At 64.7% G+C, this 15,935-nt stretch carries 11 protein-coding genes and 2 pseudogenes; 5 read left to right on the forward strand and 8 right to left on the reverse strand.

Annotated elements, in window-relative coordinates:
- Window positions 1-123 (reverse strand): annotated as a pseudogene (locus NKJ26_RS10885) (peroxidase-related enzyme); the annotation flags it as partial.
- On the opposite strand from NKJ26_RS10885, the pseudogene NKJ26_RS10890 reads away from it, so the two are divergent.
- Window positions 106-246 (forward strand): annotated as a pseudogene (locus tag NKJ26_RS10890) (LysE family translocator); the annotation flags it as partial. The pseudogenes NKJ26_RS10885 and NKJ26_RS10890 sit on opposite strands and share 18 nt — an antisense overlap.
- Before the next feature lie 10 nt (window positions 247-256).
- Here the strand turns inward: NKJ26_RS10890 and NKJ26_RS10895 are convergent.
- Both NKJ26_RS10895 and NKJ26_RS10900 read right to left on the reverse strand, forming a co-directional pair.
- Complete coding sequence (locus tag NKJ26_RS10895) at window positions 257-580, reverse strand: YciI family protein (RefSeq protein ID WP_352605860.1); 324 nt, start codon at window positions 578-580, stop codon at window positions 257-259.
- Between the two features lie 135 nt (window positions 581-715).
- Entirely contained in the window at window positions 716-1,279 is a 564-nt protein-coding gene (locus NKJ26_RS10900; protein WP_352695258.1) for a peroxidase-related enzyme, read from the reverse strand.
- Between the two features lie 137 nt (window positions 1,280-1,416).
- Here NKJ26_RS10900 and NKJ26_RS10905 point away from each other — a divergent pair, with 137 nt between their 5' ends.
- Both NKJ26_RS10905 and NKJ26_RS10910 read left to right on the forward strand, forming a co-directional pair.
- Window positions 1,417-6,300, forward strand: coding sequence for an NAD-glutamate dehydrogenase (locus tag NKJ26_RS10905; RefSeq protein ID WP_352695259.1), 4,884 nt, complete (start codon window positions 1,417-1,419; stop codon window positions 6,298-6,300).
- Window positions 6,301-6,557: 257 nt separating this feature from the next.
- Window positions 6,558-7,934, forward strand: a complete 1,377-nt coding sequence (locus NKJ26_RS10910) for an MFS transporter (RefSeq protein WP_352695260.1) — start codon at window positions 6,558-6,560, stop codon at window positions 7,932-7,934.
- Between the two features lie 236 nt (window positions 7,935-8,170).
- On the opposite strand, the gene purH is transcribed toward NKJ26_RS10910, so the two are convergent.
- Window positions 8,171-9,787: a bifunctional phosphoribosylaminoimidazolecarboxamide formyltransferase/IMP cyclohydrolase gene (gene purH, locus NKJ26_RS10915; RefSeq protein WP_352695261.1), complete on the reverse strand. Its 1,617-nt coding sequence runs from the start codon at window positions 9,785-9,787 to the stop codon at window positions 8,171-8,173.
- 152 nt (window positions 9,788-9,939) lie between these two features.
- On the opposite strand from purH, the gene NKJ26_RS10920 reads away from it, so the two are divergent.
- Window positions 9,940-10,248, forward strand: a complete 309-nt coding sequence (locus tag NKJ26_RS10920; RefSeq protein ID WP_352695262.1) for a putative quinol monooxygenase — start codon at window positions 9,940-9,942, stop codon at window positions 10,246-10,248.
- Between the two features lie 27 nt (window positions 10,249-10,275).
- Here the strand turns inward: NKJ26_RS10920 and NKJ26_RS10925 are convergent, their stop codons facing one another.
- Both NKJ26_RS10925 and NKJ26_RS10930 read right to left on the reverse strand, forming a co-directional pair.
- Window positions 10,276-12,000, reverse strand: coding sequence for a heparinase II/III family protein (locus NKJ26_RS10925; RefSeq protein ID WP_352695263.1), 1,725 nt, complete (start codon window positions 11,998-12,000; stop codon window positions 10,276-10,278).
- A gap of 234 nt (window positions 12,001-12,234) precedes the next feature.
- Window positions 12,235-12,414: a hypothetical protein gene (locus NKJ26_RS10930; RefSeq protein WP_352695264.1), complete on the reverse strand. Its 180-nt coding sequence runs from the start codon at window positions 12,412-12,414 to the stop codon at window positions 12,235-12,237.
- A 96-nt stretch (window positions 12,415-12,510) separates the two neighbouring features.
- On the opposite strand from NKJ26_RS10930, the gene NKJ26_RS10935 reads away from it, so the two are divergent.
- Window positions 12,511-13,440, forward strand: a complete 930-nt coding sequence (locus NKJ26_RS10935) for a phytanoyl-CoA dioxygenase family protein (protein ID WP_352695265.1) — start codon at window positions 12,511-12,513, stop codon at window positions 13,438-13,440.
- On the opposite strand, the gene NKJ26_RS10940 is transcribed toward NKJ26_RS10935, so the two are convergent.
- Window positions 13,437-14,825 (reverse strand): RsmB/NOP family class I SAM-dependent RNA methyltransferase, encoded by a 1,389-nt coding sequence (locus tag NKJ26_RS10940; protein WP_352606046.1) that lies wholly within the window; start codon window positions 14,823-14,825, stop codon window positions 13,437-13,439. The genes NKJ26_RS10935 and NKJ26_RS10940 overlap by 4 nt on opposite strands.
- Window positions 14,822-15,850 carry a zinc metalloprotease HtpX gene (gene htpX, locus NKJ26_RS10945; RefSeq protein WP_352606044.1) on the reverse strand — a complete coding sequence of 343 codons (1,029 nt, stop codon included), beginning with the start codon at window positions 15,848-15,850 and terminating at the stop codon, window positions 14,822-14,824. The genes NKJ26_RS10940 and htpX overlap by 4 nt, the downstream gene beginning before the upstream one ends.
- Window positions 15,851-15,935 lie beyond the last annotated feature (85 nt).

Genomic DNA, 15,935 nt, shown 5'->3' on the forward strand with positions numbered 1-15,935 from the left:
CTATCGGGCCATGGCGTGATATTCGTCATTCGGCCGCATGTCGACTGCGGTCGCCACCCGGTTCGACATGTTGAAGAAGGCCGTGGTCGAGGCGATGTCCCAGATGTCGCCATCGATCTCGCCTGGGTGCTCGCCGCCTCGCAGGCGCGCAAGCTCCTGAAGAGCAAGCGCGCCATGAGGATCGCCAACCGCATCAGCGCGACGACGATGGCCGGTGCTGCGGCGGCTATCGCGGCGCGATCCTGAGCGGCTGCCGTCACATCATCTCGATGATCGGCGCAACTTCGACGCTGAAGGCTGGATCCGTCAGGATCGGGCAATCCCTGGCCTTGGCGACGGCATCGTCGATATCCCTGGCTTCGACGATCGTGTAGCCGGCCGTCGGATTGCTGCCGCCATTGTTCTCGATCGTGCCGCCAGGCAACACCGTCTTGGACATGCCGACCGGATTGCCGCCATCGACCACGGCCGCGCCGAGCTTGTCGTACCAGCCGGTCCAGGCGTCCATTGCCGCCTTGCGTTCGGCCTCCTCGGTCGGCATCTTGCCCGAGCCGTGATAAACGTAGAGAAATTTCGCCATGTTCTCCTCCCTGGTGAGCGGCATCGAACCGGCATGCGGTCATGCCGCAATGCGATCATCGGCCCAAACCGGCAAACAAGCAACGAGAATGCGAAACGGCTAATATAAGGCGCGGTTGGGTTCCAGGCGCCGGGCTCACCGGGCCATGGCGTGGTATTCGTCGTTCGGCCGCATGTCGACCGCGGCCGCCACCCGGTTCGACATGTTGAAGAAGGCAGCGGTCGAAGCGATGTCCCAGATGTCGCGATCGGTGAAGCCGGCCTGGCGCAGCGCGGCCCGGTCCGCCTCGACGATCTTGGCCGGTTCCTCGGTCAGCTTGACGGCGAATTCCAGCATCGCGGTCTGTCTGGGCGAAAGGTCGGCGGCACGGAAATTCATCACCATCATCTCGCCGAGCGCCGGATCGCCGGACAACTGGCGCACGGCCGCGCCATGCGCGGTCAGGCAGTAGTAGCAGTGGTTGATCGAGGAGACGGCGACCGCGATCATCTCGCGCTCCAGCTTCGACAGGCCGGAATCACCCAGCATCAGGTCGTTGTACATGTCGGTGAAGGCGCGCAGCTTCTTGTCGTCGAAGGCATAGGCCCTGAGCACGTTGGGGACGAGGCCGAGCTTCTCCTCGCATTTGGCGAAATAGGCCTTTGTCGGTTCGCTCAGTTCCACGGCTGTGAGTTCAAGCGCGGTGATTTTGCCGGTCATGGGGCCATTCTCCTCGTAGGGCGGCGCCTTGTCGCCGAATTCCGATAATTCTTGGCAAGCCGTCAAACCTTTGTCGCTAAACAGCGGTCATCTGCTAGCATAGTCATAAAAGCATTCGACGGGAGGGAAGAAGCGTCATGGCCAGCGTGAAATCCGCAAGCAAGCCGAAGAAAAAATCCATAGCGGCGGCCAAGGCGGAGGAAAGGCCAGCCAGGCTTGCCGATTATCTGCTCGCCCGCGCGCCGGCGGAAGACATCGCGGCCTATGAAGTGGCCGACCTCGAGCGCGCCGCCGATTACGCCGGCCGTGCGGTCGCAAGGCACAAGAAGGGCGAGTGCATCGTCGCCGTCGAGGCCGATCCAGGCGTCGTGCGCCAGGGCCGTCCGGTGACGACCATCACCGTGGTCAACGACAACATGCCGTTCCTGTTCGATTCCATTCTCGGCGAGGTCACCGAGAGCGCTGGCGAGCCGAGCCTGGTCACGCACCCGGTCATCACCGTGCGCCACGGCAAGGCCGGCGTCGAGGAAATCCTCGGCGACGGCAGTTTCGCCAGGGACGACGGCAGCCACGACCGGCTGAGCGTCATCCATGTCCATATCCCCAGGCTGACCAGCGAGCAGGCGGACGCATTGACCGGGCGGCTGCGCAAGCTGCTCGGCCAGGTTCGCGCCGCCGTCAACGACTGGAGGCCGATGCTCGCCCGCCTCGATCAGGCGATCTCGGAGTTCCGCTATTCTGCGGTGCCGCTCGAGAAGAAGAGCGTGGCCGAAGCGATCGCCTTCCTCGAGTGGCTGCGCGACGACAATTTCACCTTCCTCGGCATGCGCGAATTCAAATACACCGGCGGCGAGGAGAGCGGCACGCTGGAGCGGGCCGAGAAGCCCGGCCTCGGCATCCTGGCCGATCCCGACGTGCTGGTGCTGCGGCGCGGCACAGAGGCGGTGACGACAACGCCGGAAATCCGCGCCTTCCTGCATGGGCCGGAGCCGCTGATCGTCACCAAGGCCAACGCCAAGTCTTCCGTGCACCGCCGCATCTATCTCGATTACGTCGGCGTCAAGACCTACACCGCCAAAGGCGCGCTGTCGGGCGAACTGCGCATCGTCGGCCTGTTCACCTCGACCGCCTACACGCGCTCGGTGATGAAGATCCCGTATCTCAGGTCGAAAGCCGAAACCATCATCGCCAAATCCGGCTTCGACCGCCACGACCACTCCGGCAAGGCGCTGATCAACGTGCTGGAAAGCTACCCGCGCGACGAACTGTTCCAGGTGCCGGTGCCGATCCTGCGCAAGCACGCCGCCGCCATTCTCGGACTGGTCGAGCGGCCGCGCGTGCGGGCACTGGTGCGCGCCGACCAGTTCGACCGCTTCGTCTCGATCCTCGCCTTCGTGCCGCGCGACCGTTACGACAGCGTCGTGCGCGAGAAGATCGGCAACTATCTGAAAACCGTGTTCGAGGGCCGGCTGTCTGCTTATTATCCGGCCTTCCCGGAAGGCGGGCTGGCGCGCGTGCATTTCATCATCGGCCGCTCCGGTGGCAAGACGCCAAAGGTCGAGCAAGCGACGATCGAGGCGGCGATCCGCGACATCGTGCGGACCTGGGAGGACGCGCTTTCCGATGCGGCGGACGCCAGTGGCGGCGACCAGGCGTTGAAGGCGATCGCCGCGCGGCTGCCGCAAAGCTATCGCGATTCGTTCAGCGCTGCGGTCGCGCTGGCCGACGCCAGGCGCATCGCCAGGATCAGTGCCAACAATCCGATCGCCATCGATTACTATCGTCATGCCGAGCAGAAGCCGCACCAGGCGTCGCTGAAGATCTATCACCACGGCAGCCCGGTGGCGCTGTCGCGGCGCGTGCCAGTGCTGGAAAACATCGGTTTCCGCGTCATCAGCGAGCGCACTTTCGAGGTCGGCGACGACCAGCCCGGCATGATCAAGAATGATCAGCCAGGCATGATCAACAAAGATCAGCCCGGCACGATCAGGAGTGATCAGCCCGGCATCAATAGTGATCAGCTTGGCAGGGTCTTCATCCACGACATGGAGCTGGAGAACAGCTACGGCAAGCCGATCGACCTTACCGATGGCGGGGCGCTGTTCGAGGACGCGTTCCTGTCCGTCTGGCGCGGCGACGTCGACAATGACGGCTATAACGGCCTTGCCCAGACCGCCGGATTGTGGTCGGGCGAGATCACCATCCTGCGTGCCTATGGCCGCTACCTGCAGCAGGTCGGCATTCCGCAGAGCCAGGATTTCATCGCCGCGGCACTCAACCGCTATCCCGACATCGCGCGGGGCCTGCATGCGCTGTTCATCGCCCGGCTTGGCCCGACTGCGGAGACTGAAGGCGTGGTGGCGGCAAAGCACCTTAAGGCCAAGATCAGGGATGCATTGGATGAGGTGCCGAACATCGACGACGACACCATCATCCGTCGCTACCTCAATTTGATCGAGGCCTCGCTGCGCACCAATCATTTCGTTGCCGATACGAAAGCGAAGGGCCAGTCGCTCGCCATCAAGCTCGATTCGCATGCGGTCGAGGGATTGCCGGCGCCGCGGCCATGGCGGGAGATCTTCGTCTATGGTTCCGAGGTCGAGGGCCTGCATCTGCGCTTCGGGCCGGTTGCGCGCGGCGGCTTGCGCTGGTCGGACCGCGCCCAGGACTACCGCACCGAGGTGCTGGGTCTCGTCAAGGCGCAGCAGGTCAAGAATGCAGTCATCGTGCCGGTCGGCGCCAAGGGCGGCTTCTATCCGAAGAAGCTGCCGATGAGCGCAGGCCGCGACGCCATCTTCGAGGCCGGCACCTCGGCCTACAAGAACTTCGTGTCCAGCCTGCTGTCGATCACCGACAATATCGGCCTCGACGGTGTCATCCCGCCGGCCGGCGTCGTACGCCGCGACCAGGATGATCCCTATTTCGTCGTTGCCGCCGACAAGGGTACGGCGACCTTTTCCGACACCGCCAACGCCATCAGCGAGAAGCATGGCTTCTGGCTCGACGACGCCTTTGCCAGCGGCGGCTCGGCCGGCTATGACCACAAGAAGATGGGCATCACCGCCAAGGGCGCCTGGGAAGCGGTCAAGCGGCATTTCCGCGAGATGAACCGCGATATCCAGACCTCGCCCTTCTCGGTCGTTGGCGTCGGCGACATGTCGGGCGACGTGTTCGGCAATGGCATGCTTTTGTCGCCGCAGACGCGACTGATCGCCGCTTTCGACCATCGAGACATTTTCATCGATCCCGATCCGGATATGGCGGCGTCGATGGCCGAACGCCAGCGCATGTTCGCTCTCGCGCGTTCGAGCTGGCAGGACTACGACAAAACCAAGCTGTCGGAAGGTGGCGTGATCGTTTCGCGCAACCAGAAGTCGATCACCTTGCCGGCGGCTGCGGCGGCGGCGATCGGCCTCGGCAAGACGACCGCCACGCCGGTCGAGATCATGAGCGCCATTCTCAAGGCGCCGGTCGACCTGCTGTGGTTCGGCGGCATCGGCACTTACCTCAGGGCATCGACCGAGACCAATGCCGATGCCGGCGACCGCGCCAACGATGCCATCCGCATCACCGCGCTCGAAGTGCGCGCCAAGGTGATCGGCGAGGGCGCCAATCTCGGCGTGACGCAGCGGGCGCGCATCGAGTTCGGCATGAATGGCGGCCGCTGCAATTCCGACGCCATCGACAATTCGGGCGGCGTCAACTGCTCCGACGTCGAGGTCAACATCAAGATCGCGCTGGCGTCGGCCATGCGCAAGGGATCGTTGACGCGCCCGGCGCGCAACAAGCTGCTGGCCGAGATGACCGACGAGGTCGGCTCGCTTGTCCTTTCCAACAACTATCAGCAGACACTGGCGCTTTCGATCGCCCGCAAGCGCGGTCTCGCCGACATCGCGCATCAGGCCCGGTTCATGACGGCGCTGGAGGCGCGCGGCCTGCTCGACCGCGCCGTCGAGACGCTGCCGTCGCCGGCAGCGCTGGCCGAGCGCGAGGCGCGCGGCGAGCCGCTGACCCGGGCCGAGCTCGGCGTGCTGCTCGCCTACGCCAAGATCGTGCTGTTTTCCGACATCGTCGCCAGCGACGTGCCGGACGAGGCGCATTTCGACCGTGACCTGATGGGCTATTTCCCGGACCGGATGGCCAGGAAATACGCCGCCGAGATCCACGGCCACCGGCTGCGTCGCGAGATCATCGCCCGTGTCGTCGCCAACGATCTCGTCAATCGCGGCGGTCCGTCCTTCGTCAACCGGTTGCAGGAAGCCACGGGTCGCTCCGTCGCCGACGTGGTGCGCACCTTCGCGGTGGTGCGCGACGGTTTTGCGCTGCCGGCGCTCTATCGCGAGATCGACGCGCTCGACAACCAGATCGACGGCCAGATCCAGCTCGATCTCTATCAGGCGGTCAGCCGGCTGATCTACATCACCAGCGGCTGGTATCTGAAGAACGATGCCGGCACGGCACCGCTCGGCCAGCGCATCGCCGAGTTGCAGGACGCGCGCAAGGCGCTGGAGCCCAAGCTGATTTCGCTGCTGCCGGCGTTCTCGCGCGACCGAATCGAGGAAAAGCGGCATGGGCTGGTCAAGGGCGGCGCGCCGGAAGGCTTGGCCGGGCAATTGGCGCTTGCCGAGGTGGCGGAACTCATCCCCGACATCGCGCTGACGGCGCGCACGGCCGGCGCCGATATCGTCGCCGCGGCCAAGGCGTTCTTCGCCGTCAGCGACGCGTTCCGCATCCCGCGCGTCGAGGAAGCGGCGCGCTCGATCACACCGCCGGATTATTACGATCAACTGGCGCTGTCACGCGCCACCGACATGATCGGCGCGGCCCGGCGCGGCATCGCGGTGGCCGCACTCACCGGCCATGTCATGGCGGCGGATCCGGTGGCGGCCTGGCTGGAAGCCGGCGGCGAGCGCGTGGCGCGTATCCGCGAGCGGCTGCAGGCGCTGACGGAAGGCGGCGACATCACCGTCTCGCGGCTGTCGGTCGCGTCCGGCCTGATGAGCGACTTGACGGGAATGTGAGCCGTCGTGGCCTCACCCTCCCCCTTGTGGGGAGGGTCGCTGCGAAGCAGCGGGGTGGGGGCGGCGCCGGCCCCCTACCCGGACCTTCGGTCCGACCTCCGCACGAGGGGGAGGTGGGATAGGCGCCCTTGCTCCCGTCCACTCGGAAATGTGGGCAGGCAAATCAATGAACAGCGGCGCTACGCGTGTTCGTTTGCATGACCATCGGAAAACATGCAGACATGGCGTAAACCGCCAAAAAGGCAAGTGGAGGGGATATGGGCGAGGTAGCAGTGCAGCGGGCGTCAGGGCGCGGCATCTGGGGGTGGATGTTGTTCGACTGGGCGGCGCAGCCGTTCTTCACGGTCGTCACCACCTTCATCTTCGGTCCGTATTTCGTTTCGCGCATGGCGAGCGATCCGACCACCGGCCAGGCCGCCTGGGGCTACGGCATTGCCGCCGCCGGGCTGGTCATTGCCGTATTGTCGCCGATCCTCGGCTCGATCGCCGACCAGACCGGGCCGCGCAAGCCGTGGATCGCTTTCTTCGCCGCGATCAAGATCACCAGCCTCGTCCTGCTCTGGTTCGCAGCGCCCGGTTCCAACCTGTTCCTGATCGTGGCGCTGTTTTCGCTGGCCTCGGTGGCGGCTGAATTCTCGACCGTGTTCAACGATTCCATGATGCCGCGGCTGGTGCCGAAGAGCGAGATCGGCCGCATTTCCAACGTCGCCTGGGGCCTCGGCTATCTCGGTGGCATGATCGCGCTGATCTTCGTCGTCGCTTGCCTCGCCGGCTCGCCGGAGACCGGCAAGACGATCATCGGCATCGACCCGCTGTTCGGGCTCGACCCGAAGCTCGGCGAGGATGCGCGCGCCACCGGGCCGCTGTCGGCTGGCTGGTATTTCCTGTTCATCCTGCCGATGTTCTTCTTCACCCCGGATGCCATCAAGGGCATCCCGATCGGACCGGCGGTGCGCGAAGGCCTGTGGGAACTGAAATCGACACTGGCGGAAGTGCGCCAGCGCGGCGGCATTTTCCGCTTCCTCGTCGCCCGCATGATCTACCAGGACGGCGTCAATGCCTTGCTGGCGCTGGGCGGCACGTTCGCGGCGGCGATGTTCCACTGGTCGATCACCGAGATCGGCATGTTCGGCATCATCCTCAATGTCGTCGCCATTTTCGGCTGCTGGATCGCGGCCCGACTGGATACTGGGCTCGGCTCCAAGGCGGTGGTGATGATTGCGCTGGTCATGCTGTCGGTCGCCACCCTCGGTGTCGTCTCGACCGGTCCGGGCTTCACGCTGCTCGGCCTCATACAGTTTTCGACCACCGATTCAGGCGGCCTGTTCGGCACGGCGGCCGAGAAGGCCTACATCCTTTACGGCCTTTTGATCGGCCTGGCGTTCGGGCCGGTGCAGGCATCATCGCGCTCCTACATGGCGCGCAGCGTCACCGCGGCGGAATCCGGCCGCTACTTCGGGATCTATGCGCTGGCCGGGCGGGCGACCAGTTTCCTGGCGCCGTTCCTGGTGGCGACCATCACCGCGCTCAGCGGTTCGGCGCGGCTCGGCATGGCGGTGATCATCCTGTTCCTCGGCATCGGCATGGCGATCCTGGCCAGGACGCCCTATCCGGCGGACCGGGCTGCGGAATGACTTTACCCTCCCCCTTGTGGGGAGGGTCGATCCGCGAAGCGGAGCGGGGTGGGGGACGGCGCTGCCCCCACCCCGTCTCACGAACTTTGCTTCGCAAAGATCGTTCGGGGACCCGCCCACAAGGGGGAGGGTAAGGCGCTGGAGCAATTGAAAAGTGTGAAGCGGTTTTCCGTCCGGAATTGCGTAAAAACAAAGAGATAGAGCGGTTCGGTGTTTCCGTGAAACGATAAACCGCTCTAATGCCGGAAATGTCTCACGCCGGTAAACACCATGGCGATGCCGTGCTCGTCGGCGGCGGCGATGACGTCGTCGTCGCGCATCGAGCCGCCGGGCTGGATCACCGCGGTTGCGCCGGCTTCGATCGCCGACAGCAAGCCGTCGGCGAAGGGGAAGAAGGCGTCGGAGGCGACGACCGAACCTTTGGTCAGCGGCTCCGCCTCGCCCGCCGCCTCGGCCGCGTCGAGCGCCTTGCGGGCGGCGATGCGCGAGGAATCGACCCGGCTCATCTGGCCGGCGCCAATGCCGACGGTGGCGCCGTCCCTGGCATAGACGATGGCGTTGGACTTGACGTGCTTGGCGACGCGGAAGGCGAATTGGAGATCAACCATCTCGGCCGGGGTCGGCGCGCGCTTCGTCACCACCTTCAGCTCGAAATCGGTGACCACGGCATTGTCGCGCGACTGGACGAGCAGGCCGCCGGCGACGGATTTGACCGTGGTGCCCGATGTGCGCGGGTCCGGCAGGCCGCCGGTGACCAGCAGGCGCAGGTTCCTCTTGGCCGCGACGATTGCCGCCGCCTCGTCGGTCGCATCCGGTGCGATGATCACCTCGGTGAAGGTCTTCACGATCTCCTCGGCCGCCTCGGCATCGAGCGTGCGATTCATAGCGACGATGCCACCGAAGGCCGAGACCGGATCGCAAGCGAGCGCCTTGACATAGGCGGCCTTCAGCGACGCACCCTCGGCGACCCCGCACGGGTTGGCATGCTTGATGATTGCCACGGCGGCAGAGCGCGCCGGATCGAACTCGCCGGCCAGCTCGAAGGCGGCGTCGGTGTCGTTGATGTTGTTGTAGGACAGTTGCTTGCCCTGGAGCTGCCGCGCGGTGGCGACGCCCGGGCGCTTGTCGCCGTTGAGGTAGAAGCCGGCGCTCTGGTGCGGGTTTTCGCCGTAACGCATCACCTCGGCCAGCCTGCCGCCGAAGGCGCGCCAGGTCGGATGCTCGATCTCGAGCGCCTCGGCGAACCAGCCGGAGATCGCCGCGTCATAGGTCGCGGTGCGGGCAAAGGCCTTGGCCGCCAGCTTTTTTCGGAAATCCAGCGATAGCGAACCAATATTCATCTCCAGCGCGTTCAGCACCGAGGCGTAGTCGCCAGGATCGGTAACGATGGCGACATAGGCGTGATTCTTCGCCGAGGCGCGGATCATCGCCGGGCCGCCAATGTCGATGTTCTCGACGATCGCCGCGTAGTCGGCGCCGGAACGACGGACTTCCTCGAACGGATAGAGGTTGGAGACGACGAGGTCGATCGGCTCGATGCCGTATTTGCGCATTGCCTTCGCGTGTTCGGGATCGTCGCGCACGCCAAGCAACGCACCGTGCACCGACGGGTGCAGCGTCTTGACGCGACCATCCATGATCTCTGGAAAACCAGTGAGTTCGGAAACGTCGCGGACGGCGAGACCCGCCTCGGCGATCGCCTTTGCCGTGCCGCCGGTCGAGACCAGCTCGACGCCGGCGGCAGCCAGCGCCCTGGCGAAATCGAGAAGGCCGGTCTTGTCGAAGACGGAGAGCAGCGCGCGACGCACGGGAACGAGGTTGGGAGCGGGGATGTTCTTGGCGGCGACGGCCATGGGCGGGCGGCCTTTCACGACTTGATTTGGAGCGTCAGGGGGCCGTAGCACATGACATCAGGAAATCAAGCGCCGCGCGTCAATCGATGTTTTCATATGCAATCTGCCGGTCTCGGATATAGGCTTGGCTTTCGGGCGGAGGAGAAAAACCGATGGCATTTGTGCGTATTGGTCAATTCAAGGCGTTGTCGGACATGACCGAGCCATTGCGGGCGATCTACGAAACCGAGGCGATCCCGGCCATCCGCGCCGCAAACGGCAACATCAGCGCCGTGCTGCTGCAGCAGCATGGGGCGAGCGACACATTCATGGCGATCACCGTGTGGAACACTGCCGAGGACGCCGAACGCTATGACCGAAGCGGCCAAGCGGCGGCGATGGTCGACAAGATCCGCTTCGCCTTCGCCGGCCCGCCATCGCTCAGCACCTATGACGCCTTCGGTGTCCCGCAACAAGCTTGAGCGAGCCGACTTCTTTCGCGCGGCAGATCAGTTATTTTCCGGGTAACCGGCGATGCTGGTGCGCGTCAGTTGCCAATGGACTTCGGCGACGTTCGACGCTTTGAATGCAAGCACGATCTGGCGGCTGCGGCGCGGGCCGCCAAGGCCGGCGAAGTAGATCGATTCCTCGACCTCCGGCACTACCTCGCCCGACGTGAACACCCAGGTGTCGGCCTGATCGCCGGCCAGGACCAGACGATCATGTTCGTCCTGCAAAAGGCTGATGTCGGGATGGACGTGGAAGCGGATGGTGACGAAATCGCGGCCATTGTTAAGGATAGCGGCATTGCCGGGCCGCTGGAACCGGTCCCGGCCGGCCAGCACATTGCCGTTCGACGACAGCTTCAGCTCGCGTTCGTGCAGGAAGCCGAAGCGCTGGAGGTAGCCATCGTGGCGGGCGATGAAACCTTGCACCCCCTTCTGGTCGGTGCGCTTGCACTGCACCTGCTGGGGGCCGCCGATCAATGGCGAACCCAGCAGGTCGTTGACGCGTAGCGAATGGCTGAAGCGCGCCGACGAGGTGTCGTTGATGGTGGCGGTCGAATGCGCGGCGGTGGCACGGGCCAGCGGTCGGAATTCGGCGGCGCCATAGGTGTCGATGCCGGCATTGACGATGTAGTGCTGGCGGCCCGACGACAGTTCGAAGGCGAGGCAGCCGGCATGCGCGGCGTTGGACACGTCGACCGGCGGCGGCAGGCCCGTATCGGCAATGACGGTGACCCCGCCCATCGACAGGCGCTCATAGCCTGAGTGCGGTGCATGCAGCAGCGGCGAGCCGGCGGTGTCGTCATGGCGCAGGATGGTGGCGATGCGGTCGTGGATCGTGGCGCCCATGCCGTTGAAGCGGGCAAGGCTGCCGTCCTGGTGGCGGAAGAAGCGCAGCGCCGGCAGCATGCGGTCTATGGCGCCGATCAGCGCCTGCGGCGGGGTTTCCGCCTGGTTGGCGTAGGTTTGGCGCAGCGGCAACAGGTCGGCAAGGATTTCCAGCACCACCATCGGGTTGCGTGAGATATGGCCGCCATCGGCAAGGATCTGGCGGTTAAGTTCCTCGGCAAGGTGGCGGGTGGCGCCGCGCAACGCCGACGCCGGCGCGGGCAGTGAAAGTGCCGCGAAAGCAAGCGCGATGCGAGCACGCAGCCTGTCCTTGCCATCGGGCATCTCGCGCGCCATCGACCTGAGGTAGCGGATCTGGACCGCTAAAGATTTGAGGAAGGCGCGGTAGAACGGGAACTCGGCGCCTTGCAGCACGATGGAAGAATGCTGCAGCCAGGCGATGATGCGCTTGGCGGTCGTCCCTGGCTCCCAGCCGATGCCGGAAATATTGCTGCCATGCATGACGATCCAGTCGGAAACCAGCGCGCGGGCATTGGCGGCGGCGAGTTCGGTGCCGGCGGCACGCATGTGGCGCAGCCAGCGAAAGCCATGCAGCGTCTTCTGCCAGCCGTGGTTGGGCACATTGATCTGGAACGGTGACTTGCCGCCGGTCTCGACCAGGTGTCCGGACAAGGGATAGCGGCCGTAATAGATCTCGAGTGCGATCTGCGGATCGGCAAGGCGCAGGTCCGGCGGCGCGATCAGGACGCGTTCGGGCGTGCGGCCGTAATAGCGCCAGCGATAGACCGGCCCGGCGCGCAGGCGCCGGCGCGTCTTGCGCCAGAATTCCTTCGCGACCAGCGTCCACAGACGCGTCGTGTTGCCGGCAGCAAGTGCCAAAAGCCCTCCAGGTCGTCCTCTTACCCCAAGCACAAGCTTATATGGTTCAAGAGCTTATGCGAAGGCGGATTTCGCGTAGGTGAGCCACGTCACGTGGTCGTGGCCGGGTTGTCCTAGAAAAGTCACGTCTTTCCGGGCCATACCCCTGCTTGTCTTGCGACTTATGTCCTCTTGTGGCGGCGGCGAAACTCTCTGGGCGAGCGATTTTCGCGGTTGCCGGGAAAGTAGAATGCATCACCGATGCCGATGGTCGAAGTCGCCGTCTCGACAGGGCGAATCGGTGGCCGTCGTCAATTGCTTGGCGAGATCGAACCCAATGCGCAGCTGCCTTCGGGACAGCCCGGTCTGCAGCGCGAACCAGCGCCGCAACGTTGGCAGCCGGCGGAGATCGGTGAAAGGCATGATATCGATCACGCACGAGCGAAAAATCCAGGTCGGGTTTCCGTCGATGGGAAGAGCCCGAACGATAAGGTATATCCTGTCAAAACCGAAACAATCCAGGTGATTGAAATGCCGATATCAGTCGATGGACAGGCATTGCTGGATGTCCCGCCCGTTGCCTTGACAGCCAACGGCAAGGCGCTGTCGACGATGCCGGACAGGCTGGGATATCTTTCCCCGACCGACCCGTCCGTCGGCGTCGAGGCCATTCGCCACCTCTATGGGGCGCAAGGCTATGTCTGGCTGAAAGGGCTTTTGCCACGCGGCGAGGTGATCGACTTTCGCGGCTGGGTGCTTTCCCATCTTGCCGAGAGCGGACTTTTGAAGCCAGCGACGGACCCCTCCCTCGGCATCGCCTCCAGTGCCTTCGATCGCCAGCTCGCCGATCGTCGCTTGATGTCCGTGGTCCGCTCAACCGCTTATGAAGGCTTTTGCGCCCAGCCGCGGCTGTCCCGCCTTATGGACGCTTTCGTGGGCGGCCTATCCTATCTGCACAAGCGAAAGATCATGCGCTTCACCTTGCCTGGCACGGCCACCGCGACGCCCGCGCATTACGACCTCGTCTATTTGCGCGGAGGCACCAGCCGCGTGGTGACGGCCTGGATACCGATCGGCGACACGTCCACCGACATGGGCGGTCTCATTTACCTGGAGGGATCGCACGCTATCGGCGCCGCCCTGGAAACACAGTTCAGCAAGGACAATGCCGGTTTCACGGACGAGGAGCGCATCAGCGCCTATAACCGCAATATGAGTGAGGGTGGCTGGGTGTCGAAGGACTTGCCTCAAATGGCGGAACGGTTCGACACGCGCTGGCTGATGGCGAATTTCGAGGCGGGTGACGTCGTCCTTCACTCTCCCTACATGATCCATGCCTCCACGACCAACCAAAGCCTGGACGGGCTGATCCGGCTGTCGACTGATATCCGCTACCAGAACGTCGACGACGAAATCGATGCACGCTGGGGGAATCACTGGAGCCTTGACGATATGCTTTAGTCAGCGCGTCGCATGCGAGCTGCAAAGAAGCCGTCCAGGCCGGAAATTCCGGGTGCGCCCAGCGCCAGGTCGGCGGGCGTTGTGCGCAGCGTACCGTCAGCTGTGATGAACGGGTCGAGCTCAGAAAATTCGCCAAGCCGGATCGGATCGGCGGTCACATGCAAATTGCCGGCGAGGAAGGCGCGATGGAGATCCTCGCCCTCGATCGGGTCGAGCGAACAGTTGGAAAAGACGATCCGTCCGCCGGGCTTGACCAGGGTGACGGCGCGGGCGAGCAGCCTTGCTTGCAGATCGGCGAGCTTTTCGACATCGGCCATGGTCTTCGTCCAGGGCACGTCGGGATGCCGGCGCACTGTCCCGGTCGACGAGCAGGGCGCGTCGAGGAGCACGGCGTCGAACAGTTCGCCTGGCTCGTATTTGAGCAGATCGGCCTGGACGATTTCGGCCGACAGACCGAGGCGACCGAGATTCTGCTCCAGCCTGGCCAGCCGGTTCTTCGACGTGTCGATGGCGGTGACGTTGGCGCCGGCGAGAATGAGCTGTGCGGTCTTGCCGCCGGGTGCCGCACAGAGGTCCGCGACGCGAAGCCCTGCGATATCGCCGAAGAGCCGTGCGGGAAAGCTGGCGGCGGCGTCCTGGACCCACCAGGCGCCCTCGGCGAAGCCGGGCAATTCGGTGACGGCGCTGGCAAGCTTCTCCACCCGCACCGTGCCGGTCGGCAAGACGATGCCGCCCAGCCTTTCGGCCCAGAGCTCAGGATCGGCCTTGACCGAGAAGTCGACCGGCGCCTCGTGCCGATGCGCGGCAAGAATCTGCCTGGTCTTGTCCGCGCCATAGGCCGCCTTCAGCCGGTCGGAAAACCATTTTGGCGCTTCGTCGGTCGCGGCAAGGGCGGCGGGCAGTTCCGTTTCCTTGGCCCGCGCCAGCGTGCGCAGCACGCCGTTGACCAGACCGGAAAAACGCTGCGTGCGCGGATCCGACTTGGCGTGGGTCACCGCAAGGTCGACGGCGGCGCTGTCGGGAATGTCTAGGAAGAGGATCTGTGCCGCCGCCACATGCAAGATGTGCGACAGCGCCGTGGCGTTGGGCGGCAGCGGCTTTTCAAGACGACGCGCCAATAGCCCGGTGACGGTCATGCGATAGCGCAACGCGGTGACCAGAATGGCGCGCACCAGGCCGCGATCGCGCAGGTCGAGCGCTTTGTATTGCGGATGGCCGTTCTCGTGATCGGTCAGGCCGTCGAGCGGCGTCCTGGCGTCGATGACGGCGGCTAGCAAGCGCGCCGCCGCCTTGCGGGCGGCAAGGCCGGCAACGAATTCGCCGCCGGTATCGTGTTCCTGATCGCCTGAAACCGTGCGTCGAGTTCCTCTGCCCGCCACGCTCACGACCACCGGCCCTTGGGTCCGGTCGGGTTGCGACCCCACGGGTTGGATTTCGGCTTGGCCGGTTCCGCCGGCGGCTCGGGCTGTGCGACCGGGCCCCACGGGCCGGATGGCCGCTGTCCGTCCTGTTGTGTAGGGGCCTGTTGCGTGGGGGCCTGACGCGGCGCGGCCGCTATGTCGCCGCCTCCCGCCTGCCGCGCCATCGCCTGCAGGGCGGCGATGCGGTTGTCGGTGCTCGGGTGGGTGGAGAACAGACTGTCCATGCGCTCGCCGGAAAGAGGATTGATGATGAAGAGATGCGCCATTGCCGGATTGCGTTCGGCATCGGGGTTGGGAATGCGTTCGGCGCCGCGGGCGATCTTGTCAAGCGCGGATGCCAGCCAGAGCGGGTGTCCACAGATTTCGGCGCCGCGCCGGTCGGCCTCGTATTCGCGGGTGCGGCTGACCGCCATCTGCACGATCATCGCCGCAAAGGGCGCCACGATCATCGCCGCCAGAACGCCGACAAAGCCGAACGGGTTGTTGTCGCGATTGCCGCCGAGGAAGAAAGCGAAATTGCCAAGCATCGAGATGGCGCCGGCAAAGGTCGCCACGATGGTCATGGTCAGCGTATCGCGGTGTTGGACATGGGCGAGCTCATGCGCCATGACAGCCGCGACCTCTTCATGGGTCAGCCGCTGCAACAGGCCGGTGGAAGCGGCGACCGCCGCGTTCTGCGGGTTGCGGCCGGTGGCGAAGGCGTTCGGCTGCGGGTTGTCGATCAGATAGGTCTTCGGCATCGGCAGGCCCGCCTGCTTGGCCAGCGCCTGCACGATGCCGTAATATTCGGGCGCGTTCCTTTCGTCGACCTCGACGGCATGGTTCATCGACAGCACCATCTTGTCGGCATTCCAGTAGCTGAACAGATTGGTGCCGGCGGCAATCAGCAGGGCGATCATCATGCCGCCCGATCCGCCGATCAGAAAGCCCACGCCCATGAACAGCGCCGTCATCGCGGCAAGAAGCATGGCGGTGCGAATTGTGTTCATCGTCTGCGCCTGTCCAGGTCGTGGCGAAAGGGGGTCGATCGTCGTAGGCTCATCGCTATATGATGGGAAACGCCTGTTGCTGTTT

This window comes from Mesorhizobium sp. M0152, from assembly GCF_040322415.1.
Lineage (GTDB): Bacteria > Pseudomonadota > Alphaproteobacteria > Rhizobiales > Rhizobiaceae > Mesorhizobium.

What these genes read in the sequence shown, in the direction of transcription:
- NKJ26_RS10895 (WP_352605860.1), bottom strand. Translation starts at nt 580, where the DNA reads ATGGCGAAATTTCTCTACGTTTATCACGGCTCGGGCAAGATGCCGACC.
- NKJ26_RS10900 (WP_352695258.1), bottom strand. Translation starts at nt 1,279, where the DNA reads ATGACCGGCAAAATCACCGCGCTTGAACTCACAGCCGTGGAACTGAGC.
- NKJ26_RS10905 (WP_352695259.1), top strand. Translation starts at nt 1,417, where the DNA reads ATGGCCAGCGTGAAATCCGCAAGCAAGCCGAAGAAAAAATCCATAGCG.
- NKJ26_RS10910 (WP_352695260.1), top strand. Translation starts at nt 6,558, where the DNA reads ATGGGCGAGGTAGCAGTGCAGCGGGCGTCAGGGCGCGGCATCTGGGGG.
- purH (WP_352695261.1), bottom strand. Translation starts at nt 9,787, where the DNA reads ATGGCCGTCGCCGCCAAGAACATCCCCGCTCCCAACCTCGTTCCCGTG.
- NKJ26_RS10920 (WP_352695262.1), top strand. Translation starts at nt 9,940, where the DNA reads ATGGCATTTGTGCGTATTGGTCAATTCAAGGCGTTGTCGGACATGACC.
- NKJ26_RS10935 (WP_352695265.1), top strand. Translation starts at nt 12,511, where the DNA reads ATGCCGATATCAGTCGATGGACAGGCATTGCTGGATGTCCCGCCCGTT.
- htpX (WP_352606044.1), bottom strand. Translation starts at nt 15,850, where the DNA reads ATGAACACAATTCGCACCGCCATGCTTCTTGCCGCGATGACGGCGCTG.